The sequence below is a fragment of the Gymnodinialimonas phycosphaerae genome (genome assembly GCF_019195455.1).
Classification (GTDB): Bacteria; Pseudomonadota; Alphaproteobacteria; order Rhodobacterales; family Rhodobacteraceae; genus Gymnodinialimonas; species Gymnodinialimonas phycosphaerae.
The window spans coordinates 2,518,814-2,545,098 of record NZ_JAIMBW010000001.1 but is presented as its reverse complement, the minus strand read 5'-3'; the positions used below and the strand labels follow the sequence as shown (position 1 = coordinate 2,545,098).

At 61.3% G+C, this 26,285-nt stretch carries 30 protein-coding genes and 1 pseudogene; 20 read left to right on the top strand and 11 right to left on the bottom strand.

What is annotated here, in order from left to right; translation table 11 throughout:
* Positions 1-100 precede the first annotated feature (100 nt).
* The 3 genes from KUL25_RS12630 to KUL25_RS12620 all read left to right on the top strand — a co-directional run bounded on the left by KUL25_RS12630 (position 101) and on the right by KUL25_RS12620 (position 2,082).
* Positions 101-937, top strand: a complete 837-nt coding sequence (locus KUL25_RS12630) for a MurR/RpiR family transcriptional regulator (protein WP_257893264.1) — start codon at positions 101-103, stop codon at positions 935-937.
* A 23-nt stretch (positions 938-960) separates the two neighbouring features.
* A complete protein-coding gene (locus KUL25_RS12625) occupies positions 961-1,566 on the top strand; it encodes a type 2 periplasmic-binding domain-containing protein (RefSeq protein ID WP_257893263.1) in 606 nt (201 codons plus the stop codon).
* A 63-nt stretch (positions 1,567-1,629) separates the two neighbouring features.
* Complete coding sequence (locus tag KUL25_RS12620) at positions 1,630-2,082, top strand: hypothetical protein (protein WP_257893262.1); 453 nt, start codon at positions 1,630-1,632, stop codon at positions 2,080-2,082.
* 49 nt (positions 2,083-2,131) lie between these two features.
* On the opposite strand, the gene KUL25_RS12615 is transcribed toward KUL25_RS12620, so the two are convergent.
* From KUL25_RS12615 to KUL25_RS12590, 6 genes are all read right to left on the bottom strand, one after another.
* Positions 2,132-3,181 carry an FAD-dependent oxidoreductase gene (locus KUL25_RS12615; protein WP_257893261.1) on the bottom strand — a complete coding sequence of 350 codons (1,050 nt, stop codon included), beginning with the start codon at positions 3,179-3,181 and terminating at the stop codon, positions 2,132-2,134.
* A 144-nt stretch (positions 3,182-3,325) separates the two neighbouring features.
* Positions 3,326-4,177, bottom strand: coding sequence for a C-type lectin-like domain-containing protein (locus KUL25_RS12610; RefSeq protein WP_257893260.1), 852 nt, complete (start codon positions 4,175-4,177; stop codon positions 3,326-3,328).
* A gap of 74 nt (positions 4,178-4,251) precedes the next feature.
* The gene (locus KUL25_RS12605; RefSeq protein ID WP_257893259.1) at positions 4,252-4,923 is read right to left on the bottom strand and encodes a ferric reductase-like transmembrane domain-containing protein; all 672 of its coding nucleotides are present in this window, start codon (positions 4,921-4,923) and stop codon (positions 4,252-4,254) included.
* 4 nt (positions 4,924-4,927) lie between these two features.
* Positions 4,928-5,137, bottom strand: a complete 210-nt coding sequence (locus KUL25_RS12600) for a 4Fe-4S dicluster-binding protein (protein WP_257893258.1) — start codon at positions 5,135-5,137, stop codon at positions 4,928-4,930.
* Between the two features lie 27 nt (positions 5,138-5,164).
* Positions 5,165-5,362, bottom strand: coding sequence for a hypothetical protein (locus tag KUL25_RS12595; protein WP_257893257.1), 198 nt, complete (start codon positions 5,360-5,362; stop codon positions 5,165-5,167).
* A gap of 80 nt (positions 5,363-5,442) precedes the next feature.
* On the bottom strand, positions 5,443-6,513 hold the full coding sequence (locus KUL25_RS12590; protein WP_257893256.1) for a ferredoxin reductase family protein: 1,071 nt from the start codon (positions 6,511-6,513) through the stop codon (positions 5,443-5,445).
* A 214-nt stretch (positions 6,514-6,727) separates the two neighbouring features.
* Here KUL25_RS12590 and KUL25_RS12585 point away from each other — a divergent pair, with 214 nt between their 5' ends.
* The 17 genes and pseudogenes from KUL25_RS12585 (at position 6,728) to KUL25_RS12505 (ending at position 21,192) form a co-directional block, all read left to right on the top strand.
* Positions 6,728-7,780, top strand: a complete 1,053-nt coding sequence (locus tag KUL25_RS12585; protein WP_257893255.1) for a HAMP domain-containing protein — start codon at positions 6,728-6,730, stop codon at positions 7,778-7,780.
* Positions 7,671-8,120 carry a sensor histidine kinase gene (locus tag KUL25_RS12580; RefSeq protein WP_345791023.1) on the top strand — a complete coding sequence of 150 codons (450 nt, stop codon included), beginning with the start codon at positions 7,671-7,673 and terminating at the stop codon, positions 8,118-8,120. Before KUL25_RS12585 ends, KUL25_RS12580 begins: the two co-directional genes overlap by 110 nt.
* On the top strand, positions 8,117-8,539 hold the full coding sequence (locus tag KUL25_RS12575) for a response regulator (protein ID WP_257893254.1): 423 nt from the start codon (positions 8,117-8,119) through the stop codon (positions 8,537-8,539). The genes KUL25_RS12580 and KUL25_RS12575 overlap by 4 nt, the downstream gene beginning before the upstream one ends.
* 42 nt (positions 8,540-8,581) lie before the next feature.
* Positions 8,582-8,797: pseudogene (locus KUL25_RS12570) on the top strand (winged helix-turn-helix domain-containing protein); the annotation flags it as partial.
* Positions 8,798-8,931: 134 nt separating this feature from the next.
* Positions 8,932-10,125 (top strand): Lcl C-terminal domain-containing protein, encoded by a 1,194-nt coding sequence (locus KUL25_RS12565; RefSeq protein WP_257893253.1) that lies wholly within the window; start codon positions 8,932-8,934, stop codon positions 10,123-10,125.
* Between the two features lie 232 nt (positions 10,126-10,357).
* A complete protein-coding gene (locus KUL25_RS12560; RefSeq protein ID WP_257893252.1) occupies positions 10,358-10,687 on the top strand; it encodes a hypothetical protein in 330 nt (109 codons plus the stop codon).
* Positions 10,688-10,708: 21 nt separating this feature from the next.
* Positions 10,709-10,834, top strand: coding sequence for a hypothetical protein (locus KUL25_RS12555; protein ID WP_257893251.1), 126 nt, complete (start codon positions 10,709-10,711; stop codon positions 10,832-10,834).
* Between the two features lie 845 nt (positions 10,835-11,679).
* A complete protein-coding gene (locus KUL25_RS12550; RefSeq protein WP_257893250.1) occupies positions 11,680-12,438 on the top strand; it encodes a phosphorylase family protein in 759 nt (252 codons plus the stop codon).
* Positions 12,439-12,485: 47 nt separating this feature from the next.
* Positions 12,486-13,721: an ABC transporter substrate-binding protein gene (locus KUL25_RS12545; RefSeq protein ID WP_257893249.1), complete on the top strand. Its 1,236-nt coding sequence runs from the start codon at positions 12,486-12,488 to the stop codon at positions 13,719-13,721.
* Positions 13,722-13,775: 54 nt separating this feature from the next.
* Positions 13,776-14,633, top strand: a complete 858-nt coding sequence (locus tag KUL25_RS12540) for an ABC transporter permease (protein WP_257893248.1) — start codon at positions 13,776-13,778, stop codon at positions 14,631-14,633.
* A gap of 1 nt (position 14,634) precedes the next feature.
* Entirely contained in the window at positions 14,635-15,459 is an 825-nt protein-coding gene (locus tag KUL25_RS12535) for an ABC transporter permease (RefSeq protein WP_257893247.1), read from the top strand.
* A complete protein-coding gene (locus tag KUL25_RS12530) occupies positions 15,456-16,496 on the top strand; it encodes an ABC transporter ATP-binding protein (protein WP_257893246.1) in 1,041 nt (346 codons plus the stop codon). Before KUL25_RS12535 ends, KUL25_RS12530 begins: the two co-directional genes overlap by 4 nt.
* Positions 16,493-17,329, top strand: a complete 837-nt coding sequence (locus tag KUL25_RS12525; RefSeq protein WP_257893245.1) for a sugar phosphate isomerase/epimerase family protein — start codon at positions 16,493-16,495, stop codon at positions 17,327-17,329. Before KUL25_RS12530 ends, KUL25_RS12525 begins: the two co-directional genes overlap by 4 nt.
* Complete coding sequence (locus tag KUL25_RS12520; RefSeq protein ID WP_257893244.1) at positions 17,329-17,847, top strand: DAK2 domain-containing protein; 519 nt, start codon at positions 17,329-17,331, stop codon at positions 17,845-17,847. The genes KUL25_RS12525 and KUL25_RS12520 overlap by 1 nt, the downstream gene beginning before the upstream one ends.
* Positions 17,844-18,860 (top strand): dihydroxyacetone kinase subunit DhaK, encoded by a 1,017-nt coding sequence (locus KUL25_RS12515; protein WP_257893243.1) that lies wholly within the window; start codon positions 17,844-17,846, stop codon positions 18,858-18,860. Before KUL25_RS12520 ends, KUL25_RS12515 begins: the two co-directional genes overlap by 4 nt.
* Before the next feature lie 3 nt (positions 18,861-18,863).
* Entirely contained in the window at positions 18,864-19,760 is an 897-nt protein-coding gene (locus KUL25_RS12510) for a tagatose 1,6-diphosphate aldolase (RefSeq protein ID WP_257893242.1), read from the top strand.
* Between the two features lie 10 nt (positions 19,761-19,770).
* Entirely contained in the window at positions 19,771-21,192 is a 1,422-nt protein-coding gene (locus KUL25_RS12505; protein WP_257893241.1) for an L-fucose/L-arabinose isomerase family protein, read from the top strand.
* Here the strand turns inward: KUL25_RS12505 and KUL25_RS12500 are convergent.
* The 5 genes from KUL25_RS12500 to KUL25_RS12480 are packed head-to-tail and all read right to left on the bottom strand — an operon-like array spanning position 21,185 to position 26,209.
* Positions 21,185-22,267 carry a nucleoside hydrolase gene (locus KUL25_RS12500; RefSeq protein WP_257893240.1) on the bottom strand — a complete coding sequence of 361 codons (1,083 nt, stop codon included), beginning with the start codon at positions 22,265-22,267 and terminating at the stop codon, positions 21,185-21,187. The two genes, KUL25_RS12505 and KUL25_RS12500, sit on opposite strands and share 8 nt — an antisense overlap.
* A gap of 13 nt (positions 22,268-22,280) precedes the next feature.
* The gene (locus tag KUL25_RS12495) at positions 22,281-23,027 is read right to left on the bottom strand and encodes a GntR family transcriptional regulator (protein ID WP_257893239.1); all 747 of its coding nucleotides are present in this window, start codon (positions 23,025-23,027) and stop codon (positions 22,281-22,283) included.
* Positions 23,017-24,669 carry an acetate--CoA ligase gene (locus tag KUL25_RS12490; RefSeq protein ID WP_257893238.1) on the bottom strand — a complete coding sequence of 551 codons (1,653 nt, stop codon included), beginning with the start codon at positions 24,667-24,669 and terminating at the stop codon, positions 23,017-23,019. Before KUL25_RS12490 ends, KUL25_RS12495 begins: the two co-directional genes overlap by 11 nt.
* The gene (locus KUL25_RS12485; protein WP_257893237.1) at positions 24,666-25,034 is read right to left on the bottom strand and encodes a hypothetical protein; all 369 of its coding nucleotides are present in this window, start codon (positions 25,032-25,034) and stop codon (positions 24,666-24,668) included. The genes KUL25_RS12490 and KUL25_RS12485 overlap by 4 nt, the downstream gene beginning before the upstream one ends.
* Complete coding sequence (locus KUL25_RS12480; protein ID WP_257893236.1) at positions 25,034-26,209, bottom strand: thiolase family protein; 1,176 nt, start codon at positions 26,207-26,209, stop codon at positions 25,034-25,036. Before KUL25_RS12480 ends, KUL25_RS12485 begins: the two co-directional genes overlap by 1 nt.
* Between the last annotated feature and the right edge of the window lie 76 nt (positions 26,210-26,285).

Here is a 26,285-nt window from a genome sequence, read left to right as displayed (position 1 = left end):
CGGCATGTCAGAAATCGACGCTCAAAATAAACGTTTCACAAGAAATTTTTCAAGTAGTTTAGGTTATGCAAGATATCATGCACTACAGATTGGAGTGTGCATGTCTCTTATCGACAAGATATCCGACCAGGCGCCAAGCCTTACACCAAGTGAACGGCGGCTCGTGGAAACGGTGATCGATAGCCCGATTTCGGCCGCTCTTGGGACGGCGGGCGAATTGGCTCGGTCCGTGGGCGTCCATGAAGCAACGGCGTCGCGGCTGGCGAAGAAGCTGGGGTTCGACGGCTACGCGGCCTTCCGCGATGCCCTCCGCGAGGAATTCATCGCCACCCGTGAAACCGCGACCCGCTTTGAGCGGACCATAGCGGCAAGTACGTCCGAAACGGTTCTGGGCAAGCTGGCGCAGGACGAGGGTCAGGCGCTTGCCCGGATCGAGGATTTCATCAAACCCGATCAGATCGCGTCCACTGCGGCTATGCTGATGGGGGCACGCCGTATTTTCATTTATGGCTACGGAAATGCCGAGGTTCTTGCGCTGATGTTGGTCAAGCGCTTCCGCCGTTTCGGCAAGGACGTGCAACAACTCGATGCCGATCCACGGGGGCTGGCCGAACAGATGCTGGGCCTTGGCGTCGGCGACGTGGTGCTCAGTTTTGCTTTCCATCGTCCACCACGAGCCTATGCCGCGCTGATCGAAACCGCGCGCGAGGCGGGGGCCACGAGTTTGATCATTTCGGGGAATTCCGGCGCGCTTCTGGCGCCCCGGCCCGACCACCTTCTGGCCGCGCCACGATCGGGTGATCCGGACGCGTTCCAGACCCTGACGGTGCCGATGACAGTGTGCAACGCCATCATGATCGCCGCCGGACTGACGGCGAAAGAGGAGTCGCTGAAAAAGCTTGATCGGCTGGGACAGCTGATCGAGCGGTTCGAATAAGAACAGACCCAAGGGAGGATCACATGGAGTTTCTGAACGCAACGCGCCTCGGCGCGATCGGTAAAGTCATGTCTACGGCTGCCATGGCTGACGGGCATCTCGATGGATTGACCCCCGAAGACCTGCTGCCTCTGGCGCAGGAAGAGGGAACGGTCATCGTCTATTCCTTCACCAGCCGCATCGGTCGGGTGGAGGCGGCTTTCGAAGAGGCCTATCCCGGCATCGATCTCCAGGGATTCGACATCTCGTCAACCGAACAGATCGCGCGACTGACGGCGGAGGCGCAGGCCGGGGTTACGAATGCGGACGTCATCTACATTTCCGACGTGCCCGTCGTGCTTCTAGCGCTGCCTGAGTCCGGTATCATCGCAAACTACATGCCACCCCGGATTGCGGACCGCGTCCCGGCCCAGTTCCAGTCGCCGCTTCTGGCGCAACGGCTGTCGACGAAGGTTCTGATGTACAACGAAGAAGCCAACCCGGACGGCTCGCCGATCACGAACCTGTGGCAGCTTACGACGGATGACTCGCGCGGGCGTGTCGTCATGGTCGATCCGCTGCAACGCGGAGACTACCTCGACATGATGACCGAGATCGTGTTGCGATCCGACGAGATGGCGGCGGCCTAGGAAGCGCAGTTCGGCCAAGGCATCGACCTCGACGGGGCAGCCAATGCCGGAGAGCGTTTCATCATGGATCTGTTTGCCAACGATCTGATCCTGGTCGGATCGACCGACGATGTAAACGCGGCGGTCGATGCGCTGGGGCAAGAGAATCCTCCGGTGGGCTTCACCAGCTATTCCGACCGCCGTGACAATGAGGATGAGGGGTGGGCGCTTCAGGTCGCCAACGAGGTTGAACCGGCGCCAGGCATCATCTTCCCCGCGATCCTGGCCCTTGCGGCCGCGCCGAACAACCCGGCTGCCGCGCGCCTCGCAATCGACTTTCTGATGGGGGATGAGACCGAGACGGGCGGTCCGGGCCTCGCGCCTTTTTACGTTGCGGGCGATTACGTGACGCGCACCGACATCCCGCCGCACCCCGACGCAGTGCCGCTGACGGACTTCACCGCCTGCCGCATCGACCCAGCTGTAACCGCGACGATCCGGGCCGAAGTCGGCGACCTGATCCTGACGCTGCAATAACGGGTTTCTCCCGTTCGGGCACGTGCACGAAGGATTGCGCGCCCCTGCATCATTCTGATCGAGAAAGTCGAGGATGACACCTATGGCGGACATTGCCATGAACGGGCAGGGGCGGCGCGTGTTCTTTCGACAGGGCACATTGCTGAGGGCAATTGTGCTGGCAATCCTGATTGCGCTGATCGTGTTGCCGCTGCTTCGAACCGTGCTTTTCACCCTGCAAGCCGAAACGATCCAGGCCTGATCGGATGTGCTGGTGGGCCGTCTGGCGCCGAACCTGTTCTACAAGCCCCTGTCGCGTAGACATGTCACCCCAGCCATCGAACGTGGCCGCGGGGTGGTCAGCGCGCGTCATGTGGCCGTCGTTCCATTCCTTGCCCGTGACCTTGGCCCCGATCCGGTAAGCCATAACCGTGCCGTCATGGGTCAGGTCGCCCAGCGGAAAGCCGTTGGGCTTGAAGCCGCCTGCGCCGGTGCACAGGATCACCGATTTGGCGCGGATGGTGACGGTTTCTTCAGCGTCAAGCCGGAAGCCCGCCGCGCCCGCGATGCGGCCGTCTTCACGGATCAGATGGGTGATATGGACCCGTTCCAGCAGCGGGATATCCCGCGCTTCGATCGGTGCCATGAAGGGGCGGTTTGCGAGGGTTTGGTCAAAAAAACCCCACTCCCGTAACTCGGCGGCGCAGTCCAACGAATGCTCCGCCAATTGCCGCGTATAGACCGGGTTGTTGGTGCCAAGAGCAGAGCGGGAGACGGTGTCGACGAAGTCGTCGATGCTGCCGGTCTCCGTCGCAGGATCAAACACGAAAAACCCCTTGCCGAAGGGCGTCAGGCCCGAAGACCCCAACCGCCCCTTCGACACGATCATCGTAGCGGCCCCCGCGTCATGGGCCTTCACGGCGGCGAAAAGCCCCGCCATGCCGCCGCCGATCACCAGCACGTCGGTGACATGGTCAGTGTTGGTGATGGCGTCCACGTCGATCTCGACGGCGTTCTGGGCCCAGGCCTGCATACCCATGGCGGCCAGCCCGCCACTCGCGCCGCTCAAAGCCATGAACGTGCGGCGGGTCGGGCCGGTTGTATCTGACGGTGTGGTCATGATGCGATGCCTTTGTGTACGGGGTGGGATTGGGACGGTTCAGGCAGTGTGCTGAAATGCGAAGAGATTTGGGGGGCTGACGGAAGCCATGGCAGAGAAAGAGGGCTGCCCGGCACCTGATGGTGCAAGGCCGCTTTTGTGGGCTCAGTTCGGCATTTCATCATATTCGATGACGAAGCCCCTGTTGTATCCGGTCGGCATCCCACGTTCGCCATACTGGGCGACGGTGTCCCAATAATCGCCCCAGGTGGGCACGGGCACGTTCAACTCGCCAAAGCCCATGACGTTCTGGCGCCCCGTCCCGTTGGACTGGGTATTGTCGCGCGGATCGCGGTCGGTGACGCCGTCGTCAAGGTTCTGAGCCCAGTTGGTATAGTCCCGCGGCTCGCCGGAGAGCCATTGCCACCCGTCGAGAGACTCCTCGGCGTCGGAGACGCGTACACCACCCAGGAACGGACCGATCTTGATGCGGTAGTGGCTGTCGGGCGTGTAGTCGTCGGGGAACTGCCAGAAATACCTGTCGTCATCGACCAGGCTGAAGACGAAGGCGTTTTCGTCCGGCGACGTCAGCGAGGCAAGATAGCCGCCTTCGCTTTCCGCCAGGATCGCGGCCTGCACCCAGCTGATGTTCATGCTCTCGACCAGAACGACCTCATAGTAATGGGTGTCGCCTTCGGGGGGCTCGAAGCTCTGGATTGGTTCGCGGATCAGGTCCACGTCCTCGGGCAGCGCGTCGAAGCTTTCGAAGATCGGGTAATTGACGCTGAACGTTGCGGGGCCGACCCGAACCTCCTGCAGTTGCACATCGCCTTGCGGCGGTGGCCCGGAGGAATTGCCCTCACCAGGTTTCGATCCGCCCTGCGTGTACATGCCGGTTTCGGACATCTCGGAGAGGTCATAGAAATCTTTGGCGGAGGTATAGTCCTGCGCGGTTGCGTGGTTTGCCAGTATCGCGGTCGATGCGGTAAGAGCGACCAGGATGGGCTTGCAGGTCATGGCGTGGTAATTTGTGTGTCTGCGATGTTCGGTGCACCTATTGCGCATCGGATGACCGTCTTTGACGGTCGTGGTCATGATGCGGGTTGCTTCTGGATAGACTTGTGCGGTCTTGGCCGGGCCGCCCAATACAGCTTGGCCAACATGCCAAAGCCGGTGACAGCCAGAGCCAGAAACAACAGGGACATGGCGATGTTGGTGTGACGGCCGAGTTTGATCGCATGCCACAATGCAAGCGCCGTGAAGCCCGTGGCCAAACCACCGTGGAGGTAGCGCCAGCCGCGATAATGGGTGGAGAGGCGCTTGATGATGGGTTTGCGGAAAAAGGCGGTGACGGTCAGGACGAGAAGCGCCACCCAGGCGGCAAGACCCAGCCCCACACCGATGCTGTCGAAAGTCGTGATCATCGTGACAAGCGCATCCCAGGGCCGCACCCCGCCCTCCAGCGCGCGCGGCAGCACGATCAGCGCGGGATGGGCCAGGATCACCGCGACCGCCGTGTAGGCGATATACTTGTGGACCTTCTGGATCTGCGGCGGCTTGAAGACGCTCAAAAGCCAGGTGTTGCTGCGCGCCATGAAGAACTGGCCCAGCATGGCGGCGAACGCGAAGAGCGTTGAGATAGAGATCGCCTCTTTCAGCAACGTCCGGCGGGGCGCGTCGCCGAGTGCATAGAACAGCACTGGCAGGCCGACGAAGATGGCGAGGGCCGCGAGGATGGTAGCGCGTTGAACGGTGAGTTTCATGGCGCTACCCCCAAGGCACGATGACGGGAATGGATTTCTCGGGTGACATCTCGATCGCGTCCACCGGGCAATACATCCGGCACAGATGGCAGATCTGACAATCGGCGGCGTAGGTGATGACCGCGCGACCGTTCTCCATGCGGATGACATCGCAGGGGCACGATTTGACGCATTCCTCGCAACCAATGCAGCCGTTGATGCTTTTGATCGTCATCGGGATATCCCTTTTGGAAATGGCGCCTCAGCGCATGTTGAACAGTTCCTGATGGAAGGCGCCGCGCGGCAGACCTTGCGCTGCAAGGTCACGACGCAAGGCGGTGCCGAACCCGGCGGGGCCGCAGAACCAGACGGTTGCCGATTTCCAATCCGGCACGGCGGCGCGCAGTTTATCACCCGTCAGAAACCCGTCCTGTTCGTCGACCATTATGTGCAAGTTCACCCCCGCGGCTCTCGCATCGGCGGTCAGTTTTTCCCGCGCCTGGGGGCAAGCTGCGTTGTGGTGTGGAACAGGTCGACGCTTTAGCTGCCCGGCGTGCGGCCAAGTTGCTTCATTCGCGCGATGAACGGCGTGATGCCGATGCCGCCGCCGACCCAAATTTGACGCGGTGCCGTGTCATCAAAGGTGAACCCACCATACGGCCCTTCGACGGTTGCTTTTGCGCCGGGCTGGACCTGTTTGGGCAGCAAATCTGTATAGTCACCCAAGCCCTTGGTTATGAACATGATGCGTGGATCATCCGCGTCCCAGGCCGAGGCGATAGTGAAGGGATGCGCGCCTTCGTTCTTGTCGAAAGTCACGAAGGCAAACTGCCCGCTCTTGTGGCCTTTCCATCCGTCTTCCAACCGGATCGTGGTCTCAAGTACGCCCATATCAGCAAAGCTGTGCTGGTCTTCGACGATGCAGTCCACCTTGCGGCGTTTGCCGACCTGGCGCGTCAACACGATCACTGCCGAGATGGTGCCTGTGAGCAGGAGCAGGCCTGTGACGGTACCGATCGGCTGGGTCCAGGCGGCGAAATCCATCAGCACGACGGAGTGGAAGACCAGAACCAGGTAGGCCACCGCGATGAACAGATGCGTCTTGGCGAACCACCGATAGGGGAACCACTTGATCAGCGCCAAGGCGATCAGAAGCACAGCGACGTAGAACGCCTTTTCACCGAGCCCCTCGGCAATCCCACGAAATCCGCGCAGGAAGGACTCGATCGTGACGATGTCCGTGGCCTCAGCACCCGCAGGCGGGGCACCACGCTCGGGCGCGGTCATAAGACCAAGGGTCACTGCCCATTTGGGGGCGTTTACCGCCGCCCAATGGAAGATCGCGGCCGACAGCCCGGCAATTCCCAGCCATTTGTGCAGCCGGTAGGATTTGTCCAACCCGCCGAGCCAAGGCTCCAGCCACACGGGCCGCACAGCGAGCATCATCGCCACACTCATTGCGCCCATTCCGATCACGCCGGAAAACTGCACCAGAAGGTTGCGGACCGAAATGACGGTCAGGCTTTCGGGAAACGGAAGGTTGGCCAGCAGCCAAAGGGCGCTCAGGCCTGTCATTAGTCCCCAAAGGGCAATCTTGATTTTTCTCAACATGGGAGGCGTCCTTGAAGAATCGATCTGCGGCTGATCATGGCGCAAGAATGTGCAGCGAATACCGAGACCCGGAAGATTCCGCGCGGGCGGACCCAGGCAGGGTTTTAGTATAGTGTTCAAACGCTTAGTCTGGACGCGTGCCATGGGTATTGTGAGGGCTCTGCATGCTCTCTGCACAATCGCGTGCCACTTAGATCGAATGGACCGCCTATGCATGTCGTTGACCACCAAGATATTCCTTGCCATCGCCGCCACCGCGACGCTGGTGATCGGCACGATGGCGCTACTGGTGGCCCTGTCTATGCGCGACGGTTTTTCGCAATACCTGCTGCGCGGAGAGTTGATCAGGTTCGACTCACTGGTGCGGGAACTGGCCCTGGCGCATGATCCCGACGCACCTGGCTGGCCGGACCTGGCGGAAGATCCCGTGGTCTGGAACGAATTCGTCCGCACCCATTTCACGCCCCCCGGCGCCCCCTCCCAGGAAGAAGTCAACGCGGACCCCCTCGTGCTGGGGGAACGCTTGGCCTTGCTTGACGCGGCGGGTAATCGAATTGCCGGTGCGCCGACACGGACCGCCATTTACGAACAGCGCCCGATTTGCACCGCGCGCGGATGCCCCGAGGGCGCCCCACTCGGATACATTCGCCTGAACGCGCCAAGGATGTCAGATAGCGCCAGCGATGCTTTCTTCCTGCGCGGGCAATATGCCTCGCTGGCCTTTTCCGCCCTCATTGCGCTCATGGCCTCTGCCGCAGCAGCGTTCCTGATCGCGCGGCAAATCCTCGTCCCGATCAAACGACTTCAAGCCGGGGCGAAGACCCTGGCTTCGGGCGATTACTCCGCCCGGATCGACAAGGACCGCACCGATGAATTGGGTGATCTGATCAGCCACTACAACGTTCTGGCGGAAACGCTAGCGCGCAAGACGCAAGCCGAGCGCGAATGGATCTCCAACACCTCCCACGAGTTGCAGACCCCGCTGGCAGTTCTGCGTGCGCAGATCGAGGCCTTGCAAGATGGTGTGCGCCAGCCCGACAAGGAGACGTTGGCCGAAATGCACGCAGCGCAAATGCGGCTGTCGCGACTGGTGCAGGACTTCAAGATACTGACCTATGCGCGTGAGGCACACTTCGTGACCAGTATGGCCCGCGAGGATCTGGTGGACATCGCCACGGAGGCGGTCGAGGATCGCGCGCCCGGCACTGGAGGCCGCGGGCCTCGACATCGATTGCGCGTTTCCCGAAACGTTACCCGTCATCTGTGACCGGCTGCGGATCGCCCAGGTGATCGACAACCTGTTGCAGAACGCCGCGCGCCACACCGATGCCCCCGGGATGGTGCGAGTGGCAATCTGGCGCGATGGAAACTTCGCGCAAGTGTCAACTGAAGACACGCCGCCAGCGGCCCCCGATGGCGCATTGCCCCAGCTGTTCGACCGGTTCTACCGGGCCGAAGGATCGCGTTCGCGCGCGCTTGGCGGCTCGGGGCTGGGTCTACCCGTCAGCGAGGCCATCGTCAAAGCGCACGGGGGGACTATCACCGCCACGGCGTCGGATCTGGGCGGCCTTAAAGTGACCTTCACGTTGCCGGAGACCCGGAAATGACCAAGCCACGCATCCTGATTGTCGAGGACGAGACCGCCCTCGCCGAGATTGTTCGCGATTACCTCGTTGCGGGTAACATGGAGGTTGAAACACTGTCCGAAGGCACCCGCGCGGTTGAAACGGCGCTGGGCAAGGCCCCCGATCTGATTATCCTCGATCTGATGTTGCCGGGCGTGGACGGACTGACCATGTGTCGCGAATTGCGCAAAAGCTCTGACGTACCGATCATCATGACGACCGCCCGGGTCGAAGAAATCGACGGTCTTCTCGGCTTGGAAATGGGGGCGGACGACTACTTCTGCAAACCCTATTCCGCGCGCGAATTGGTGGCGCGGGTGCGTGCGGTGCTGCGGCGACGGCCATTGGCCGGACGAGGGGCGGAAGACAGGTCAGATGCACGGCTACAGATCGATGCATAACGGTGGCGTGCGACGCTCGACGGGGTCGACTTTGACCTCACGCGGCACGAATTCTCGCTGTTGGCGGCTCTGGCCGCGCGACCGGGCCGCGTGTTCTCGCGCGATCAACTGCTGTCGCTGGCCTTTCCCGATGATGCAGAGGTCTTGGACCGGACCATCGATAGCCATGTCCGCAATATCCGCCGAAAGATCCATTTAACAACGGATTGGGATCCGATCCGGTCGGTCTATGGAGTCGGCTACGCCTATGAGGATTGAGTGCAGGTCGTAGGGCCTGACCCGACAGGCTTCTGCCTTCATGTTTCCTGCACAGTCGCTTCATTCTCTCTCGCAGATTTTCGTGAATGTTGACGTCAACAGCCCTTCCCTCAATACCTTGATAGGAACATCCGATGACATCCCTCACCCGTACCGCGTTGGTGGTCTCCCTGTCGGCCACGACCGCGCAGGCGCAGGACCTGACTTATCCGGTCATCGATACGATGCAGGCCGCGTGCTATGACCTCGTTGGGGATATCATCGACTGCCCCGACGAAGGCGAGCCGCTTTTCGGCCAGGATGCTCAATATGCAGGCCTCGCCGCCTCCTATACGGATCTGGGTGACGGCACGATCCTTGACGATAACACCACGCTCGTCTGGCAGCAGACGCCCGAGAACGAGCGCTATCAATACACCGACGCCTCGGCCTATTGCGCGGCGCTCGACCTGGGCGGCAGGGCGGACTGGCGCGTGCCGTCGATCCAGGAGCTCTACTCGCTCGCGGACAACCGCGGCGCGCTTCTGACCCCGGAAGAGGGCGAGCCGATCCCCTATATCGATGTGAGCGTCTTCGACTTCTATTACCCAGAGGGTCAGATGGCGTTCGCCGGACAGTATTGGAGTTCCACGCTCTATATCAGGGGGCCGGTCCAGAACGGCCGCAATCAGGCCGCGTTCGGTTTCAACTTCGCCGACGGGCATATCAAGGCCTATGGCACCGGGCTGGACTTCTACACAGGCGCGCCCGCGACCGGCGGTTTGACAGGCTCGGACGGGCAGGTGCCCGGAAATTTCGTGCGCTGCGTCAGCGGCGAGGAAGACGTCTACGGAGTGAACGTCTTTGTGCCAAACGATGATGGTACTGTTACAGATGAGGCCACGGGCCTGATATGGCAGCAGGCCGACGATGGAGAGCGCCGGGAATGGGCCGACGCGCTGGCCTATTGCGAGGCGCTTGACCTGGGCGGATACGATGACTGGCGCCTGCCCAATTCCAAGACACTGCAAAGCATTGTCAATTACAGCGGCACCGGCTTTCCGGCCATCGATACGAGTGTCTTTGCCATCACCCAAGACTCCGTATCGCTGGATTTCTGGACCTCCACCACTTTCGGCGACTGGACGACCCACGCCAACGTCATCGCCTTTGGGCAGGCGCTCAGCATGGCGGGCGATCAGACGGAATTCACCGATTGGCACGGCTCGGGCGCGCAACGCTCGTCGATCAAGACGACGGTCGGACAGGAAATGACCGAGGACACGACGTGCTCGGTCAACGTCTGCGATTACAACCGGCCCGACAACCTGGTGCGCTGCGTGCGCTGAAATCTCCGGCACGATCACGCCAAGGTCAAAGGCCCTTGCCGCCTGCCTGCAAAGGCGGGCGTATTTACTGTGCCTCCGAACCCGGCACTTCGACATCGGAACTCCGCATGCCTTGCGTCTGTACATCCAACGTCCTGCCCGTTGCGGTGATGATGGCTGACTCAACGGTAGCCTTCGCCCACCGGGATTTTCCGCCTTTAAGCAAACTGCCTTCATTCAGGCGCCCGAAATCGTGGAGTGTACGTTGGAAAACGGCATGGTAGCGCAATGCCACCAGATCACCGTTGGCTATCTGCCCGATGGGTTAAAGGTCGGGCCGTTCCGCCCTGCAACGCTGGAGGATGCGGGCGGCATCTGGGAATCGACGGGCGAGAACGCGGGGCGTTACCGGATCGACGGCCGTTTGGTGGCCGTCGAAAGCGTTTCAATTACGACCGAACGCTCCTTCAACGCCGAAAGCTTCACCTTCGAGCCGACGCGGCCCTTCACGATCGGCCTTTTCACGCGCGACGTCATCGGGAATGACAATGGCCTCGAATACATCGGTACAAGGCGCCAATAGACCGGCAATGACGGTTTGATCATGCAGATCAGGGACGCGGCGGGCGATGACGTCGCCGTCAGCGATGCGGCTTGGCAATGCCTTGTCATCCACACCGCCCCGCTTGATGCGGCGTGCGAGGGCGAAAGTGATCCTGTCGCCGGATAGGGCGCCTGCGGGTGCGAGGTTTCGGAAGAGCCGAACGGCTGGGATGAATCTGGTTTCGATGCCTCCGCCTCGCCCCGGGCAAGCGTCTACTCCGCGGCAAAGGTCGATCCAAAGGGTGGCTATGATGCGATCACGTGGTCGGAGGCCGCAGAGATAATCTGGGGCCCCGACCTCGAACAGGGCAACTCGGTACTTTGGCGTCTGACCGTCGAGTAGCCCTAACCCGCAGCGGATCCTCGAGTGCCCAATGTTCCGGGCCTCCACGTAGCCACTGTCTTGGGAATCGTCCGCGTGCATCCCGCTTCTGCCCAAGCGTGAGCATTGTGCCGCCGTGATCGCATCGGACACCTATCCTGAGCGCAAGGCGATGGCGGGCATCATTGGCACACATGAACAGGTTCGGTTCGCCGCCGATTAACCCGCCGCGGCCCTTTTGTCGCCGACACTTGCCACAACGTCCTTGACCCGTGACACAGCATTTGGCGTGCCGATCCACGCCGACAGGGGTGGCAGTATGCATGACCGCGATGTTTTGCGGGACCTTATGGCGGGGCGCTAAGTGGGCGCGTTCGTCAGTTAGTTGATTGCGGGGCAGTCGCATGCGGTCGCGATCTTGGCAGCGCGATTGAGGGTTTGGACGGTTGCTGCACCGAGAATTCGCAACCCCCTCGGCTTCCTTCCCGAAAAACGCACGATGCTCCAGCGGTCGGGAGCGCAGGCAATACCTGTCCGAGCGTCGCGCGTCAGGTGCGATCTTGAGTCAGGTACAGCTTGACTGGTGGGAGTTGTTCCTATCAAATTGTATAGACAAATAATTGCACTTCCTGAAGGCAAGGTCAGTCTGCATGGCGATCCTGGACTACTCCGACACAATATGGCGGAACGCACTTGGGATGCCCCAGGGGCAAGAACCCGATGCGTTGATCCTTGAAGGCACCTGGTGGCGCGAGACGGCAACCGCGTCGCGCCTTGATCTGCTGGAAGACGTACGCGAGCTTCCGTTTCCTGACATTTTCGTCGGAACGTGGCACGGCCTGACCATCGCCTATTGTTGTGCTTACGGGGCCGCGCGGGCTGTAGAGCCTGCCCATATATTCGCGCAAATGGGGACGCCTGTCCTGATCCAGATCGGCACCTGCGGCACTTTGAATATGGACGTCTCCACCGGTATGGTGGCCCTTCCCGAAAGCTGTGCCGCGCGCGATGGCGTGTCGCAATACTATGGCGCAGGGGAAACGGTGTTTGCCGCGCCGGACCTTGTGGATCTGGCGCATGCGCGGCTGATTGCACGCGACGTGCAGCCGGCCCGCACAAGGCATCTGACTTGGCCAAGTCTCTTTGCGCAATCCGACGAAATGTGCGCAGGCTGGACGCGTGAGGGGCTGGTCTCGATCGATATGGAAACCTCTGCCGTGATCGCAGTGGGTGACAGATTTGGTGCGAAGGTGTTGTCGATGCTGACGGTTTGGGACGCGTTACCCCATGGGCGCACGTTCATGGATTCGCTGGAACCAGACGATGCAGCGCGATTGAGCCGGTCAAATGCGGAAGTCTTCGAAGTGGCTTTGGAGGTAGTAGAGGCGGTGCAATACGCAGGTGCTTGAACGACGCAGATAGCAATCAACAACAGTAGTTTCTGGGAGGAACGACGATGAGATATTTTTCGAAACTGGCCGTCCTGGCCGCGACAGCGGCGATGCTGCCTTTTTCTGCCATGGCCGATACCGCCGATGGCGATGCGCTCAATGCGATGGAGTGGGACGAGATTGTCGAGCTGGCCCGCGGGGGCGAGGTCAACTGGTTCATGTGGGGCGGGTCAGACACGATCAATCAATACGTCTCGGAATACATCGGTGGTATCCTGGAGGAGGAGTATGACATCACCCTCAATCGCGTTGGCGTGACCGACACAGCGTCCGTCGTGAATATCGTGCTGGGAGAGCGCGAGGCAGGCAACATGGACAACGGCACCGTCGACATGATCTGGATCAACGGCGAGAATTTCCGCACCATGATGCAGGGCGATCTGGTCTATTGCGGCTATCCTGACGTGTTGCCCAACAACGCGCTGATCAACTGGGACAACCCGGCGATTGCCAACGATTTCGGCGTGCCTGTCAATGGGTGTGAAGTGCCGTGGAACACGGCCCAATTCGCCTTTGCCTACAACACCGCGCTTTATGATGCGCCGCCCACCACCATCCCCGCGCTGCTGGAATGGATCGAGGCCAACCCCGGCCAGTTCACCTACCCCGCGCCGCCCGATTTCAACGGCTCGGTCTTTGTGCGGCACGTATTCTACCACGCCGCCGGTGGCGTTGAGAACCTGCTCGGCGAGTTCGATCAGGAGCGCTATGACGCGGCGGCGGAAGCGACCTGGCAGATCCTCAATGATATCGAGCCGTATCTCTGGCGCGAAGGGCAGACCTACCCCGCAAGCATCGCCGCGTTGCAACAGCTTTACGCCAACCAGGAGGTGGGGATCGTGTTCAACTATGAGCCCGCCAATGTGGGCGTGAACATCGAAAACGGGACCTTCCCGCCAACCACGCAGGGCTATGCGATGGCGGACGGGACCATCGGCAACACAAACTACACGCTGATCCCGTTCAATTCACCCAACAAGGCGGCGGCGCTGGTGCTGCAAAACGTGCTGTTGTCGGTGCAGGCGCAGTTGGAAAAGCTGCAACCCGAGGTCTGGGGCACGCAGCCGGGCATCGACATCAGCCGCCTCGATGACGCGACGCGCGCAATGTTCGAGGCGGTGGAGCGCCACCCCAACGTGGTGCCCGCACAGGACCTGGCGGACACGGCGCTGCCGGAGCTGCAAGCCTCCTGGATCTCTGCCATCGAGCAGGGTTGGATCGATAACGTCGGCTCGAACTGAGCCATCTGCGCGCCCGGCCAATCGATCGGGCGCGCGTTGCCGTGAAGGGCGCACATGTCGGACCGCGTGAAGATTTTCCTGCTGCTTTTGCCCGCGATGTCGGTGATCGTCTTGCTGTTTTTCGGCGGGCTGGCGATCGGCTTGATGCGCAGCTTCAACTACATGCCGGTGATCGGCCTGACAGAGCCGAATTTCGACGCCTATTTTTCCATTTTCACCGATGAAGAATTCTACCTCTCGTTCCTGCTGAGCTTCCACATCTCGTTCACCTCCACCGTGTTGTCATGCATTTTGGCGGTCGGTGCGGCGCTGTTGCTCAGACGCGCGTTCATTGGGCGGGCGATCATCAACTTCCTGTTCCAGTTGAACCTGACGGTGCCGCATTTGGTCGGCGCGATCGGAATCCTGTACTTGTTCTCACAGTCCGGTGTTTTCGCGCGCCTCGCGGCCGAGGCCGACCTGATCCAGCGCCCGGCGGATTTCCCGGCATTGGTGTTCGACCCCTTCGCCATCGGCATCATCCTGCAATACGTCTGGAAAGAGGTGCCGTTCATCGGCGTCATCGTGTTGGCGAACATGCAGGCGCTGGGGGACAACTACGAAAGCGTGGCGCGCTCGCTTGGTGCGTCCAAATGGCAAAGCTTCCGCCATGTTTTGCTGCCGCTGATCTTTCCGGGCCTTTTATCGGCCAGCGTGATCGTCTTCGCTTTCACCTTCGGCGCCTATGAAATCCCGGCACTTTTGGGCCAGAACTATCCCGCCGCGCTGCCGGTGCTGGCCTACCGCAAATACACCGACGTGGACCTCGCCGCGCGGCCTGAGGCGATGGCGCTGGCCATCGTGATCGCGCTGCTAAGCGTGATCATGCTGTTCTTCTACATCCGCTATTCGCGCAAACGAGTGAGGTCCTGAGATGATTGGACAAGACGGCATGTGGACCAAGACGTTCCGCTATCTTACTTGCCTTCTGTTGGTGATCTGGCTGGTGATGCCGCTGATCCCGCTGGCCATCTGGTCGTTTGCGCGCGGCTGGTTCTTTCCCAGCATCCTGCCGCAGACATGGACGCTGGACGCCTGGGAATACGCCCTGTCGGACACGGCGGGAGTGCTGGACGCACTGTGGCTGACCATCGGGATATCGCTGGCCGCCACCGCGTTGTCGATCCTTGTGGGCGTGCCTGCGGGACGCGCGCTTGGGATGTACAAATTCCGCGGCAAGGAAGTGGTGGAACTGATGATCCTTGCCCCCACCATCGTGCCCGGGATCGCTGTGGTCCTTGGCATCCACTCCGTTTTCATCGCACTGGGTCTGACCAACACCGTTCAGGGCGTCATATTGGTCCACCTGATTCCGACGCTGCCCTATATGACGCTGGTCATGGCGGGCATATTCTCCAACTATGACCCGGCGTTTGAGGCGCAGGCGCGCTCCCTCGGGGCATCGCCGCTGAAGACATTCTGGTACGTCACGCTGCCCGTCATCATGCCCGGCATTATCGTCGGTGGCTTGTTCGCATTCCTCGTCTCATGGAGCCAATATATCCTGACACTCCTGATCGGCGGCGGCCGCGTCGTGACCCTGCCGCTGTTGCTGTTCAACTTCGCCACCTCCGGGCGCAACGACATCACAGGTGCCATCGGCATGATCTACATCCTGCCCGGCATCATCATTCTCGCCCTCACCGCCAAGCAACTCTCAGGCCGCAGCGGTGCCGTCGGAGGCTTTGGCCGCGTATGACCCACGTTTCAATACAGGAATTGACCAAGATCTATCCGGGCTCCGTCACGCCCGCCTTGGACCGCTTGAGCATTGAGATCGCTAGCGGGGAGTTGACCGCATTGCTTGGTCCGTCCGGCTGCGGCAAGACCACGACAATGAAGATGATTGCAGGGCTGCTGGAGACGACATCGGGCGACATCCTTTTCAATGACCGCTCCATCCTGCGCGACAAACCGGAAAACCGCGGCGTCGTCATGGTGTTTCAGAACTACCTGTTGTTCCCCTACATGTCCGTGGCCGACAACGTCGGTTTCGGCCTGAAAATGCGCAAAACCGACCCGGCGGAAATCAAGCGGCGTGTGGGCGAAATGCTGGATCTGGTCAAGCTGCCGGATGTCGGCGACCGCAAACCAAGTGCGTTGTCTGGGGGCCAGCAGCAGCGCATCGCGCTGGCGCGTGCGCTGATCGTGCAGCCCGAGGTGTTGTTGCTGGACGAGCCTTTGTCGAACTTGGACGCTCACCTGCGGTTCGAGATGCGGGATCTGATCCGCCAACTCCAGCAGGACATGGGGATCACGACGATTTTCGTAACCCATGATCAAGAAGAAGCGGTGGTTTTGGCTGACCGCGTGGCGCTGATCCTTGACGGGCAGATGAAGCAATACGACACGCCAGACGCCTTCTACAAACGTCCCGTGGACGAGGCGACTGCGCGATTCTTCGGGGGGCACAACTTCATACCCGGCACGTCGAATGGGGGCGTATTCGACGGGCTACTAGGCAAGCTTGTTTTACCCGACGGCGCCATCAGCGGTCCCGGAAAGCTGACCTTCCGGCCCGAAAATGTGCGGATCGGCCATACCCACGGCGAGGCCAACAATCTGAACGCGACCCTTGAGGACGTCATCTACCTTGGCACGCAAACCCGCCTGAAGCTGCGCGTCGGTGATGTTGGTGTTGAGGCCGTGGTCAACCCGAACGAGGTGGAAGGGTTCTCGCCCGGAGACAGCGTTCCCATCCATTTGCCACCCGCAACACTCTGGGTGATCGCATGAAGTACGGAATACATGCGGGGCTTTGGCAGGCGCGATGGACGGATGAGATCACGCCGATCTTGCGCGTCGTGGCGGATCTGGGCTTCGACGGGGTCGAAGTGTCTCTGCTTGGCATGACGGATGAAAAAGCAGACGCCCTGGGACGTGCCGTGCGCGATCATGGGCTAGGGGTCACATGCTCGGATGGCCTTGCGCCCGACAAGGACATCACCAGCGCGGACGCAGACGTTCGCGCAGCCGGATTGGCGTATCTGCGGTGGGCGATTGCCACGACCGCCAAAATCGGATCGCGCGGATTGGCGGGCGTGGTCTATGCGCCCTGGGGTGTCTATGATCCAGCCAACAAGGCGGTCCGCGCCGAGCGCTCGGCGCAGGCATTTGCTGCCCTGGATGGTGATTTGGCAGCCCATGACGTGACCCTCGGGATCGAGGCGATCAACCGGTTCGAGACGGATCTGGTGAACACCGCAGCCGAGGCCGCCGATATGGCCCGCGCTTCTGGCTCTACACGCGTGGGCGCGTTGCTGGATACGTTCCATCTGAACATAGAGGAGAAGGACATCGGCGCCGCTATCGCAGGCGCTGGGGACCAGTTGGTGCATTTCCACGTATCCGACAATGATCGCGGCGTGCCGGGATCGGGGCATGTACCCTGGGCAGAGGTTGCGGACGCGCTGCGAGGGATCGGGTACGACAAATGGATCGTGGCAGAAATGTTCGTGATCGCCGGAAACCCGGCCAGTGCGGACCTGAACATCTGGCGCAACATCGAACCAGACGCCACCGACGCGGCCGCGCGTGCGCTGGACTTCATGCGAAAGACCTTTGAATGATGCAGGCTTTTCTTTCCGATCTGGTACGACGGTTCGAGGGGTTGGAAGACCACCTCAACTCCCTAGATGCGGCGACGGGCGACGGCGATCATGGAACGACCATCCTCAAGGGGCTACGCGCAGCGGCAGATGCCGCCGAGGCTCCGGACCGGGCCTTTCGCAAGGCCGCCGGTGGCGCTTCCGGATCGCTCTTCGCGGTGGTGATCGCGGCGTTGCAAAAGGCCGATGCGGGGGCTGATCTCGGAACAGCCCTTGGCGAGGCGGCGGACAAGATCGCTTTGCTGGGTCAAGCCCGCGCGGGCGACAAGACCATGCTGGATGCGTTGATCCCGGCTGCGGCGGCCCCAAATCCGGCGGCTGCCGCGCAGGCCGCCATTGAGGGGTGCGAGAAGACCCGCGCGATGGCCGCCAAACGCGGTCGCGCCAAGTATGTTGAGGGCGCGGGCGTGGGGCATGTGGATGCAGGGGCTACGTCCATTGCCGAAATCCTCAACGCCTACGCGGGACGTCCGACATGAAAAAACTGTTCAACTCCAAAGACCGGATGCCCGACGACATGATTGACGGCTTCGTCGCCGCCTATCCTGCGATCGTGGTGCGCGGCAATCACCCCCGCGTCGTGCGTCGGACCCATCTGCGGACGCACCAAGGCAAAGTCGCCCTTCTGATCGGCAACGGATGCGGTCACGAACCAATCGCGATGGGGTTCGTTGGCGAAGGGCTTCTGGATGCCAATGTGGTTGGCGATGTCTTCGCGGCCCCGTCGCCCGATGTCATCTTGGAGGGACTTGAAGAAGTCACTGGCGACGCGGGCGCCATTCTTCTGATTTCGCGACACGAGGGCGACGTAATCAACGGCAACACCGCCGCGATACTGGCACAAGACGACGGCCTCAACGTACAGCCGCTGTTGATGTATGATGACATTTCGTCTGCTCCGAAAGGGCAAGAGGATGAGCGGCGCGGCGCGGCCGGCACTATGTTCATATACAAGATCTTGGGCGCTGCGGCAGAGATGGGGATGCCCCTCGACGCATTGATGGCGCTTGGCCGCGATGTGCGATCCGCTGTCCGAACCTTGGGTGTGGCCGTGTCGCCCGGCGTTTCACCGTTGACGGGAAAGGCGATGTTCACACTGCCCGAAGATGAGGTGTTCATCGGCATGGGCGTCCACGGCGAGCCGGGTGTAGGGCGCAGAAAGATCGGGCCCGTCAAGGATCTGGTGGACTTCATGATTTCCGAACTGCTGGACGACCGTTCCATCGCACCGGGCACGCCGACGGTGGCGTTGATCAACGGGGCAGGCGGGACGACGATGATGGAACTTCTGACGATCTATCGCGATGTTGTCAGCGCCTTGGCGGACCGAGGTATCAGTTTGGTGTCGCCCATGATCGGCTCCTTCTCGACCACGCAAGAGATGGGTGGTTTCTCGATATCGCTGCTGACGCCAACGCCAGAGATGCTCGAGTTCTGGCGCGCGCCCCATGGTGCGCCACACTTCCCATCGCTGCACAGCCAAGGAGGATAGGTCATGCAATCCGGGTTTCATGGTGTGGCGGTCGATGCGGGCAGTGGCTTGGCGGCAAGCCTGCGTGACGCGCGTGGCAAGGACGCGGCCGACAGCGACCTTTTGACATTCAAGCGCGCGGTTCTGGATATGCTTGGACCTGACGCAAGTACCGTTTTGTTGGATGCCACCTGTGGGCCCGCTTTGCTGCCTCGCTACCCAGAGGGCTGCGCCCGCATGATCGCGTTAGAGGCGGACGTTTATCATATCTCCGATGCGGATCGGATCACTGTCCTGCCGGACAACCTCACGGTGGAAGACTTCCCGGGAATGGGTGTCAACCTGCTGAAATTCTTTATGTATTATGCCCCTGACGATAGCCCGGAGCTGAATGCACGCAAGCATGATCTCGTGGCTGATGTTGGCGCACGTTGCAGAGCGGAAGGTGTGCGGTTCCTGATGGAACCGCTCGTGTATCACCCCACGATCGCGCCGGGCACGGAAGCCTACGCGCAAATCAAACCGGATCTCGTGCGCCGTGCGACCGAGGTCTTCGCCCACGAGCGGTTTCAGGCCGAAGTCTTGAAGGTGGAGATTCCGGTGGATCTGGATTTCGTGGAGGGCTTCGGCGCGCCGGTGATGACCAGGTCCGAGGCGTTGGAGGCCTTTCGCACTGCCGCAAGCGCCGCCGGGGGGATCAATCTCGTCTACCTCAGCGCGGGTGTCACGTTCGAGAGGTTCGAGGCGTCCCTTAAAATGGCGAGAGAGGCCGGTTGCACCTTCGCGGGGTTTATGTGTGGCCGTGCCATCTGGTCCGATGCGGTGGATATCTTCGGGAGCGGTGGTGAGGGCGCGCTTCGTGCCTGGCTCGGCGATACGGGCCGGGCCCGTTTGAAGCGTCTCATTGCGGCTTTGGATTAGGGAGAGCGCCATGAAGGTTGGATTAATAAAGGCGTCATTGCCAAGCTATTTCCCCCAGAAACATGGCGTCTGGGACGCCGCGCAATCTGCCCTTTCGGTCATGTGCGAAGCGGAAGACATCTCACTCTTTATCGTCCCAACCATTCCCATGGATGCACGCGATACCCTGTCGGCACTGGATGCGTGCCGCGCGGAGGGTGTGGATTTCGTGCTGCTCCTTCACGGTGGCTTTTCCATGGGGGACGTGGCGCGAACGGTTGCGGCGTCCGAGTTTCGGGCAGGCTTCTGGTCGGTTCCCGAACCCGTGCGCACGGGCGACGTGCAGCTCAACAATTTCGTGTCGCTGAACATGTCTATGTCAATTGCCCGTCAGGTGCGTGATCTGAAAACGCGCCCTGTCCAATGGTACCACGGCGCGCCGGATAGCCCTGCGTTGCAGGCGCGGATGCGCACAACCTTTCGTGCGATCAAGGCCGCCAAGGCGCTGAACGGCGCGCGGATTGGTGTGATCGGCGGGTTGGCGATGACCTTCTACAACATGGAGGTGTCCACGTCGGCCCTGCGTGCACGCCTCGGGGTAGAGGTTGCGCATCATGACATGCACGAGTTGACGGAACGGATGGCCGCATTGGACGACGCGCGCGTGACAGCGGAAGTTGCCGCGATGGCGGAGGCGGCGCGGGTCAACGGTGTGTCTGATGAGCAAATGGCATTAACCGCCCGTGCGGCCTTGGCACTGCGCGAGATGGCGGAGGAGGGCGGTTACGCGGCGCTCGCTGTCAGTGATTGGCCCGCTTTGCAGAGCAATCCCGGCATGCATCCCGGCGCGGCCTTCACATGGACGGAGGAACGCCACGCACTTCCCGTGGCGTCCGAGGGGGACGTTCTGGGGGCGATATCTCAATTGGTCGCCAAGGCGCTTTGCGGGCAGGTCGGGTATCTTCTCGATATGACCGAGCCGGATCTTGAGGCAGGTCAACTGTTGGTTTGGCACGGCGGCGGTGGGCCACTGTATCTGGCGGATCCGAACGGTGCCGAATGGATCAATCACCCGATGATCGGTCGGGGGACGCAAGCCGGACCGTTCTTCGGTGCAATAAGTGACTTGGTGTTCCGCGATGGTCCCGTCAGCTTGTTTCGTATCGCGCGCAACGCGGGTGCGATGTTTACGATGACGGCGGTCGTCGCGGGCCGCGATCCAAGCGGCTTCACCGGATGCCGCGGCTGGCTGGAGCAGTTCACGGTCGACGGTGAAACTGCATCGCTGGAAGACGTCGTGGCCACCGTCATGGCGCATGGGCTAGAGCATCATTTCGTGCTGATCCCCAACGATCATGCGGGCGCATTGACCGAATTTGCCTCTTGGACAGGTATGGATATCCTCGGCAGGCGCCCGATGCGAGGGCATCTGGACGCCCGCGACTTCACGTAGCTGCCGCGGCGAGTTTGGCGTAGAAATCCAGAAAGATCTCATCACGTTGCACGTCATGGGCTTCGCGCATCATGTGACGGCCCTCATCGTGCTGCCAATACAGGTCGTCGTCCAGAATTGGTGATTTCGTGAGGAACGTCGGCACCCAGGCGGGGTTGATCAGCCACGCGATGTTGATGATGTCCCAGATTACCCAGGTCCGCTGTTCGCGGTTCGTGATCGCGAACATGTCGTGAAGCGGATTGTGAGTGTAAAGGTGATGCAGGTAATCGCCGATGGCGCCTTTGCCCTTTACGAACGCCTCCATCTCGGGACGTGAGATCTTCAGTTGCGCCCCGACGTGGTAGCCCGGCAAGTAGATATGCGGCACGCCACTGTCAAAGATCAGACGGGAGGCATGGACATCTTGCACAAGATTGAGTGAGGGCCGGCAGCAATGCGGCGAGGACGACGGGTAGGCCGATGTCCAGATCACGACAATGCGGTCGATGATTTCGGGCGCCTTGAGAAGTGCCGAAGCGATGTTGGTCACACAGCCCATGGCCGCGATGTAAAGCGGGGCATCGCCGGATTTGGCGAGATCGATGATGGTATCTACAGCGTCTGATGCGACGATATCTTCCGGCTGGGTCATGTAGCGCGGCGCGCCCCGGAAGACCTTGCCGTCGGATGGCATCCCCAGTTTGTCGTAAATCTTAAGGATCTCTGCGTAGCTGAGTTCCATTCCCTCCGCAGGGCCGACGAACGACAGATCCGCGGCGCGGCGGCCTTGGGCATGAAGGCGGTCGATCCAACCCTGGAACCCCCCCACAAGATGCTCCTTGTGGCGGCTCCCTTCCTCGATCGCGCGCTCCGCTTTCAACAGTTCCGGCTGGTGGTGCGCGAAGGAAAACGGCTCTGCGGTGATGGCTTCAACCGTCATCTTCTCGGGTGACAGCAACGCCCAAGCCAGCGCATATTGATCGTCGATTTCATTGGCCGTGTCGGTGTCGATCAGCAACCTGACAGGATCTCCGGTCGGCAACGCCAACCGTTCGTCCATCAGTTCGGCGGTGAGCTTCTTGAACTCGGGCATGGATGCGTATCCTTCAGTGATGGCGCGGGGTGCGGGCCCGCGGCGAGAGGTTGAAGCTGACCCGCCCGTTGCGAAAAACGTCTTCGTGGAAAACCATTCGTCCCTGATCGTCGAAGGCCGAGCAGGCTTGTTTCAGCAGTGGAAGGCCTGGCTCTATCTCAAATATCCGGGCCATGTCGGCATCGGCAAGGACCGGGCTTATATCCTCGCAGGCGGCGGACCAGTTGAGCCGAAACCGGCTGCTCAGGATGCGCAGGATGGACTGCGCAGGCCCGGTTTCAGGGAAATCGGCGGCGGTGGCGTCTTTCAACAGGTGACTTGGCGCGTACGTCATAACCAACATGCGCGGCGTGCCATCCACTAGGCGCAGGCGGATCAGGCGCGTGATGGGCGTGTCCGATAGCTCGGGCGGAAGATCGGCAATCTCCGGCGCGCCGGGGGCAAAGTGATCGAGCGACAGAAAGCGCGACGTGGGCTCATGCCCCGCGCGCAGCATTGCATCGGTGAACGACGTCAGGCAGGTGTCGGAAGCGGGAGAGAGCGTCAGAACGGTGTAGCCGCTGCCCTGCTTGCTTTCGACATAGCCATCTTGCACCAACATATCCAGCGCGCGGCGGATCGTGACACGGCTGACGTCGAAGTGCCTGGCCAACTCACTTTCCGTGGGCATACGACCGCCGATCGGGTAGCGGCCCGCCTTGAGCCGACCAAGAATGACACGGTAGGCGTGTTCATATTTCGGTGTCGTATCAGCTTGCATCTTGGTTCTCCGCCTCTCGCAACGCGCGGCGATTGATCTTGCCCGATGATGTCATCTCGAACCCATCAACGAAAACCACTTCTCGTGGGGCTTTATACCCGGCAAGGCGAGTTTTTACATGATCGCGCAGGGCGGATTTCAGGGCCTCGTCACCCGTCGCCCCTGCGCGCAGCTTCACGACCGCTTTCACAATGGATCCACGATCCGCATCCGGTTTTCCGATCACGGCGACCTCTGCAACAGCGGGGTGCCCCAGCAAACAATCCTCGATTTCAGCCGGGCCGATGCGAAAGCCGGAGGATTTGATAAGGTCGTCGGATCGCCCTTTATACCAATAATATCCATCCCCGTCGCGCACGGCCAGATCATGGGTGCGCAGGTAGGGGCCATGATGCATTTCGGCCTCTTTGTCGGGGTTGTTTAGATAACCGAGGTAGCGCGTGGGCGAGGTTTGCAGGGTCACGATTTCACCGGGCTCTCCGGGTGCAACCTCTTCTCCATCTCCGTCCACAAGCCGCACGTCATGGCCCGGATAAGCGCGGCCCATCGAGCCGGGTTTGCGTGGAAACAACGCGGCGCAATTGCCGATCAGATGATTTACTTCGGTCATTCCGTAGAACTCGTTACAGACAACACGCAGCTGCGTCTCCGCCCAATGCAGCGTATCTGCGGCCAGGGCCTCGCCGCCTGTACAGATCACCCGCAAGGCGAGGTCATACTCGGCATGGGGATCGGCAGTTTGGGCCAACCGTTTGATCGCAGTGGGCGCAAGGAACGTGTGCGTGACCTTGTGGCGTGCCATGAACGCGTAGGTTGCCTCGGCCGTGAAGCGCGACTGCGTGGTCGCAATGGGGCGGCCCGCCATCCATGCGGGGAATACCAGGTCAAGCAGCCCGCCAACCCAAGCCCAATCGGACGGGGAATAAAAGACGGCATCGGCGTCATCCATGCTCAGATCAAAGAACAGGTTGATGGAGGGGGTATAGGCGGCAAGGATCCGGTGACCGTGCAGAATGCCTTTCGGCTTGCCGGTAGAGCCCGAGGTATACATCAAAAGCGCCGGATCGTCGGCACCGGTATAATCGGGGGTGAAGTCCGGCGCGTCGGTTTGCAGGACGTCGCCCAGATCGACCTCTGCCCCCTGCGGGTCGCGGGACAAGATGTGTTTCAGGCAGTCCGGCGCAGTGTCGCGCAGGGCGTTCCATGCGTCACGACTGGTAAGCAGGACCGGCAATTGGCAGTCGTTCATCGCGTGGATCAACGTGTCGGGACCGTAGAGTTGCGACAGGGTCACGGCGGTGCCCCCCAGCTTGCAAACCGCCATATGGGCCATCGCGGTATCGGGATGCTGGCCGGTATGAATGCCGATCAGGCTGCCGCGCCCATATCCCAGGGATTGCAGGTAGGCGGCCAGATTGGTGGCCTCCCGGTCGACCTCGGCAAAGCTTTGCACCTGGATGCGGCCGTCCTGCTGCTCGAAGATCATCGCGGGCTTGTTGCGGGCCTCAGGCCCGAGGTGCCGGCCAAGTGTCATGTGGAAGATATTGGTGTCCGGCTCCCACGCAATGGCGTAGCCGTCGCCTTCTGCTCGTAGGTTCAGGGCGCTGAGGTGCTCGGACGGAATGCGTAATTGATCGGTCATAGAGGTGCCTTCGGGAATGGGCCAAGGGTCAACCCGGTGTCGGAGGCATGAAGCGTGCCCCGCGTTTGATCCGATGCAAGCCCAGTCAGGCGCACCACGGCAGAGGTGTCCGCGCCTGCAAACACCACAAGGGCAAACGCGCCGTCCGCGCCTTCGGTCCGGAAAGTGATGATCGCGTCTCCTGTAAGGGTAATCCACGCGCCATCAGCTTCACCGCACGCGCAAATGCGTTGTGGGGGAAACGCTGTTTGCGCGCAGGCCGCACACCGCCGGGCTACGGCCAAACCCGCCTGCAAGCCCTCCACGAAGGGGGTCATCCAGCCGGGATGAAGGTTGTAATCGAGCGAGAGGTGATAGGGGACCATCAGGCGGCCTTCCGGTGCAGGATTGTCACCGCCGCCGTCGTGCAGATGCCGCCGTGTGTGTCGGCAAGCGCGTAGGCGGGCGGGCTTTTCGGCTGGAGCGCCGGGTGGTAGCGCCCTTCGAGGATCAGGGCGCAGGTGGCGGCCTGCCCCACCCCCGTTGCCCCCACAGGCGCGCCTTGTCCCATGAGCCCGCCGGATAGATTGATGGGGCAGCGGCCTGTCGGGCCGAAGGTGCCGTCCTTGTGGTCCCGTCCCGGTGCGTCGCTCAGGCCAAGGGCCGCAACGGCTTGCAGTTGTGCGCCGGCATAGGCGTCATAAACCTCGGCCAAACCGATCTGCGCCGGTGTGACATCCGCGTGCTTGCAGGCCCGCTGCATTGCGCGGGTCTTGGCTGCGAAGGCACCTGGATCAGACCGCGCGCCAAGGTGCATATGGTCGGTGGATGCGCCAATTCCAACGATGACCGGGGCATGACGGCGAGAGGATGGCGCAGCGTCCCGGCGCGACAGGATCACGGCGGCGGCGCCATCGCTAAGCGGGGAGCAATGCAAGCGGCGGTAGGGCGACGCAATCAGTGGGCTTTGCGCGATTTCGGCCGCGCTATCCTCGCGCCGAAGATGCGCGGTCGGATTGCGCATCGCATTCGCCCTGTTCTGCTGCGTGACCGCTGTCAGATCCGCATCGCTCAAACCAAAGCGTGCCGCAAAGGCCTGATAGGACAGCGCATAGAGGGCGGTCGACGTGGCGCCGGTCATCCCATCCGTCCATGCGTCGAAAGAGAACCCGTAAAGCGCGCGCATGGCATCGCCTGCGAGACTGGAAGCCGAGGGATCTACACCCACAACAAGCACATGTTTTGCGTCGCCGGACTGGATCGCGCGCACACCTGCATGCACCGCCACCTGCCCCGACGCGCCTCCGGCCTCTACGCGCGTGGCGGCGGCTCCGATGAAGCCAAGCTCTGTCGCTAAGACCGAGGCAGGGTTCAGCTGGAGCGAGAAAAAGTCACTCTCGGAGGCCACAAAAATCTCATCGATGTCCGAGCGGTCAAGGTCTGACATTGCAAGCGCCCGTGCCACGGCGTCAAACGCCCAGTCGCGAAACCCCGTTCCGTCCTTGCGGCGGTTGAATGGCGTCAGAGCCGCGCCGATGACGGTAACGCTGTGATCGGGCATGAAGTGGGTCAGCCTTTGAGGTGTCCGTGTATGGCAGCATATTGACTTAACATATTTGTAGATACAAGTTTCAATC

Excerpts from the sequence above, each read along its gene's own strand:
- KUL25_RS12630 (WP_257893264.1), top strand. The coding sequence starts at position 101 with ATGTCTCTTATCGACAAGATATCCGACCAGGCGCCAAGCCTTACACCA.
- KUL25_RS12625 (WP_257893263.1), top strand. The coding sequence starts at position 961 with ATGGAGTTTCTGAACGCAACGCGCCTCGGCGCGATCGGTAAAGTCATG.
- KUL25_RS12620 (WP_257893262.1), top strand. The coding sequence starts at position 1,630 with ATGGATCTGTTTGCCAACGATCTGATCCTGGTCGGATCGACCGACGAT.
- KUL25_RS12615 (WP_257893261.1), bottom strand. The coding sequence starts at position 3,181 with ATGACCACACCGTCAGATACAACCGGCCCGACCCGCCGCACGTTCATG.
- KUL25_RS12610 (WP_257893260.1), bottom strand. The coding sequence starts at position 4,177 with ATGACCTGCAAGCCCATCCTGGTCGCTCTTACCGCATCGACCGCGATA.
- KUL25_RS12605 (WP_257893259.1), bottom strand. The coding sequence starts at position 4,923 with ATGAAACTCACCGTTCAACGCGCTACCATCCTCGCGGCCCTCGCCATC.
- KUL25_RS12600 (WP_257893258.1), bottom strand. The coding sequence starts at position 5,137 with ATGACGATCAAAAGCATCAACGGCTGCATTGGTTGCGAGGAATGCGTC.
- KUL25_RS12590 (WP_257893256.1), bottom strand. The coding sequence starts at position 6,513 with ATGTTGAGAAAAATCAAGATTGCCCTTTGGGGACTAATGACAGGCCTG.
- KUL25_RS12585 (WP_257893255.1), top strand. The coding sequence starts at position 6,728 with ATGTCGTTGACCACCAAGATATTCCTTGCCATCGCCGCCACCGCGACG.
- KUL25_RS12575 (WP_257893254.1), top strand. The coding sequence starts at position 8,117 with ATGACCAAGCCACGCATCCTGATTGTCGAGGACGAGACCGCCCTCGCC.
- KUL25_RS12565 (WP_257893253.1), top strand. The coding sequence starts at position 8,932 with ATGACATCCCTCACCCGTACCGCGTTGGTGGTCTCCCTGTCGGCCACG.
- KUL25_RS12555 (WP_257893251.1), top strand. The coding sequence starts at position 10,709 with ATGCAGATCAGGGACGCGGCGGGCGATGACGTCGCCGTCAGCGATGCG.
- KUL25_RS12550 (WP_257893250.1), top strand. The coding sequence starts at position 11,680 with ATGGCGATCCTGGACTACTCCGACACAATATGGCGGAACGCACTTGGG.
- KUL25_RS12545 (WP_257893249.1), top strand. The coding sequence starts at position 12,486 with ATGAGATATTTTTCGAAACTGGCCGTCCTGGCCGCGACAGCGGCGATG.
- KUL25_RS12540 (WP_257893248.1), top strand. The coding sequence starts at position 13,776 with ATGTCGGACCGCGTGAAGATTTTCCTGCTGCTTTTGCCCGCGATGTCG.
- KUL25_RS12535 (WP_257893247.1), top strand. The coding sequence starts at position 14,635 with ATGATTGGACAAGACGGCATGTGGACCAAGACGTTCCGCTATCTTACT.
- KUL25_RS12530 (WP_257893246.1), top strand. The coding sequence starts at position 15,456 with ATGACCCACGTTTCAATACAGGAATTGACCAAGATCTATCCGGGCTCC.
- KUL25_RS12525 (WP_257893245.1), top strand. The coding sequence starts at position 16,493 with ATGAAGTACGGAATACATGCGGGGCTTTGGCAGGCGCGATGGACGGAT.
- KUL25_RS12520 (WP_257893244.1), top strand. The coding sequence starts at position 17,329 with ATGCAGGCTTTTCTTTCCGATCTGGTACGACGGTTCGAGGGGTTGGAA.
- KUL25_RS12515 (WP_257893243.1), top strand. The coding sequence starts at position 17,844 with ATGAAAAAACTGTTCAACTCCAAAGACCGGATGCCCGACGACATGATT.
- KUL25_RS12510 (WP_257893242.1), top strand. The coding sequence starts at position 18,864 with ATGCAATCCGGGTTTCATGGTGTGGCGGTCGATGCGGGCAGTGGCTTG.
- KUL25_RS12505 (WP_257893241.1), top strand. The coding sequence starts at position 19,771 with ATGAAGGTTGGATTAATAAAGGCGTCATTGCCAAGCTATTTCCCCCAG.
- KUL25_RS12500 (WP_257893240.1), bottom strand. The coding sequence starts at position 22,267 with ATGCCCGAGTTCAAGAAGCTCACCGCCGAACTGATGGACGAACGGTTG.
- KUL25_RS12495 (WP_257893239.1), bottom strand. The coding sequence starts at position 23,027 with ATGCAAGCTGATACGACACCGAAATATGAACACGCCTACCGTGTCATT.
- KUL25_RS12490 (WP_257893238.1), bottom strand. The coding sequence starts at position 24,669 with ATGACCGATCAATTACGCATTCCGTCCGAGCACCTCAGCGCCCTGAAC.
- KUL25_RS12485 (WP_257893237.1), bottom strand. The coding sequence starts at position 25,034 with ATGGTCCCCTATCACCTCTCGCTCGATTACAACCTTCATCCCGGCTGG.
- KUL25_RS12480 (WP_257893236.1), bottom strand. The coding sequence starts at position 26,209 with ATGCCCGATCACAGCGTTACCGTCATCGGCGCGGCTCTGACGCCATTC.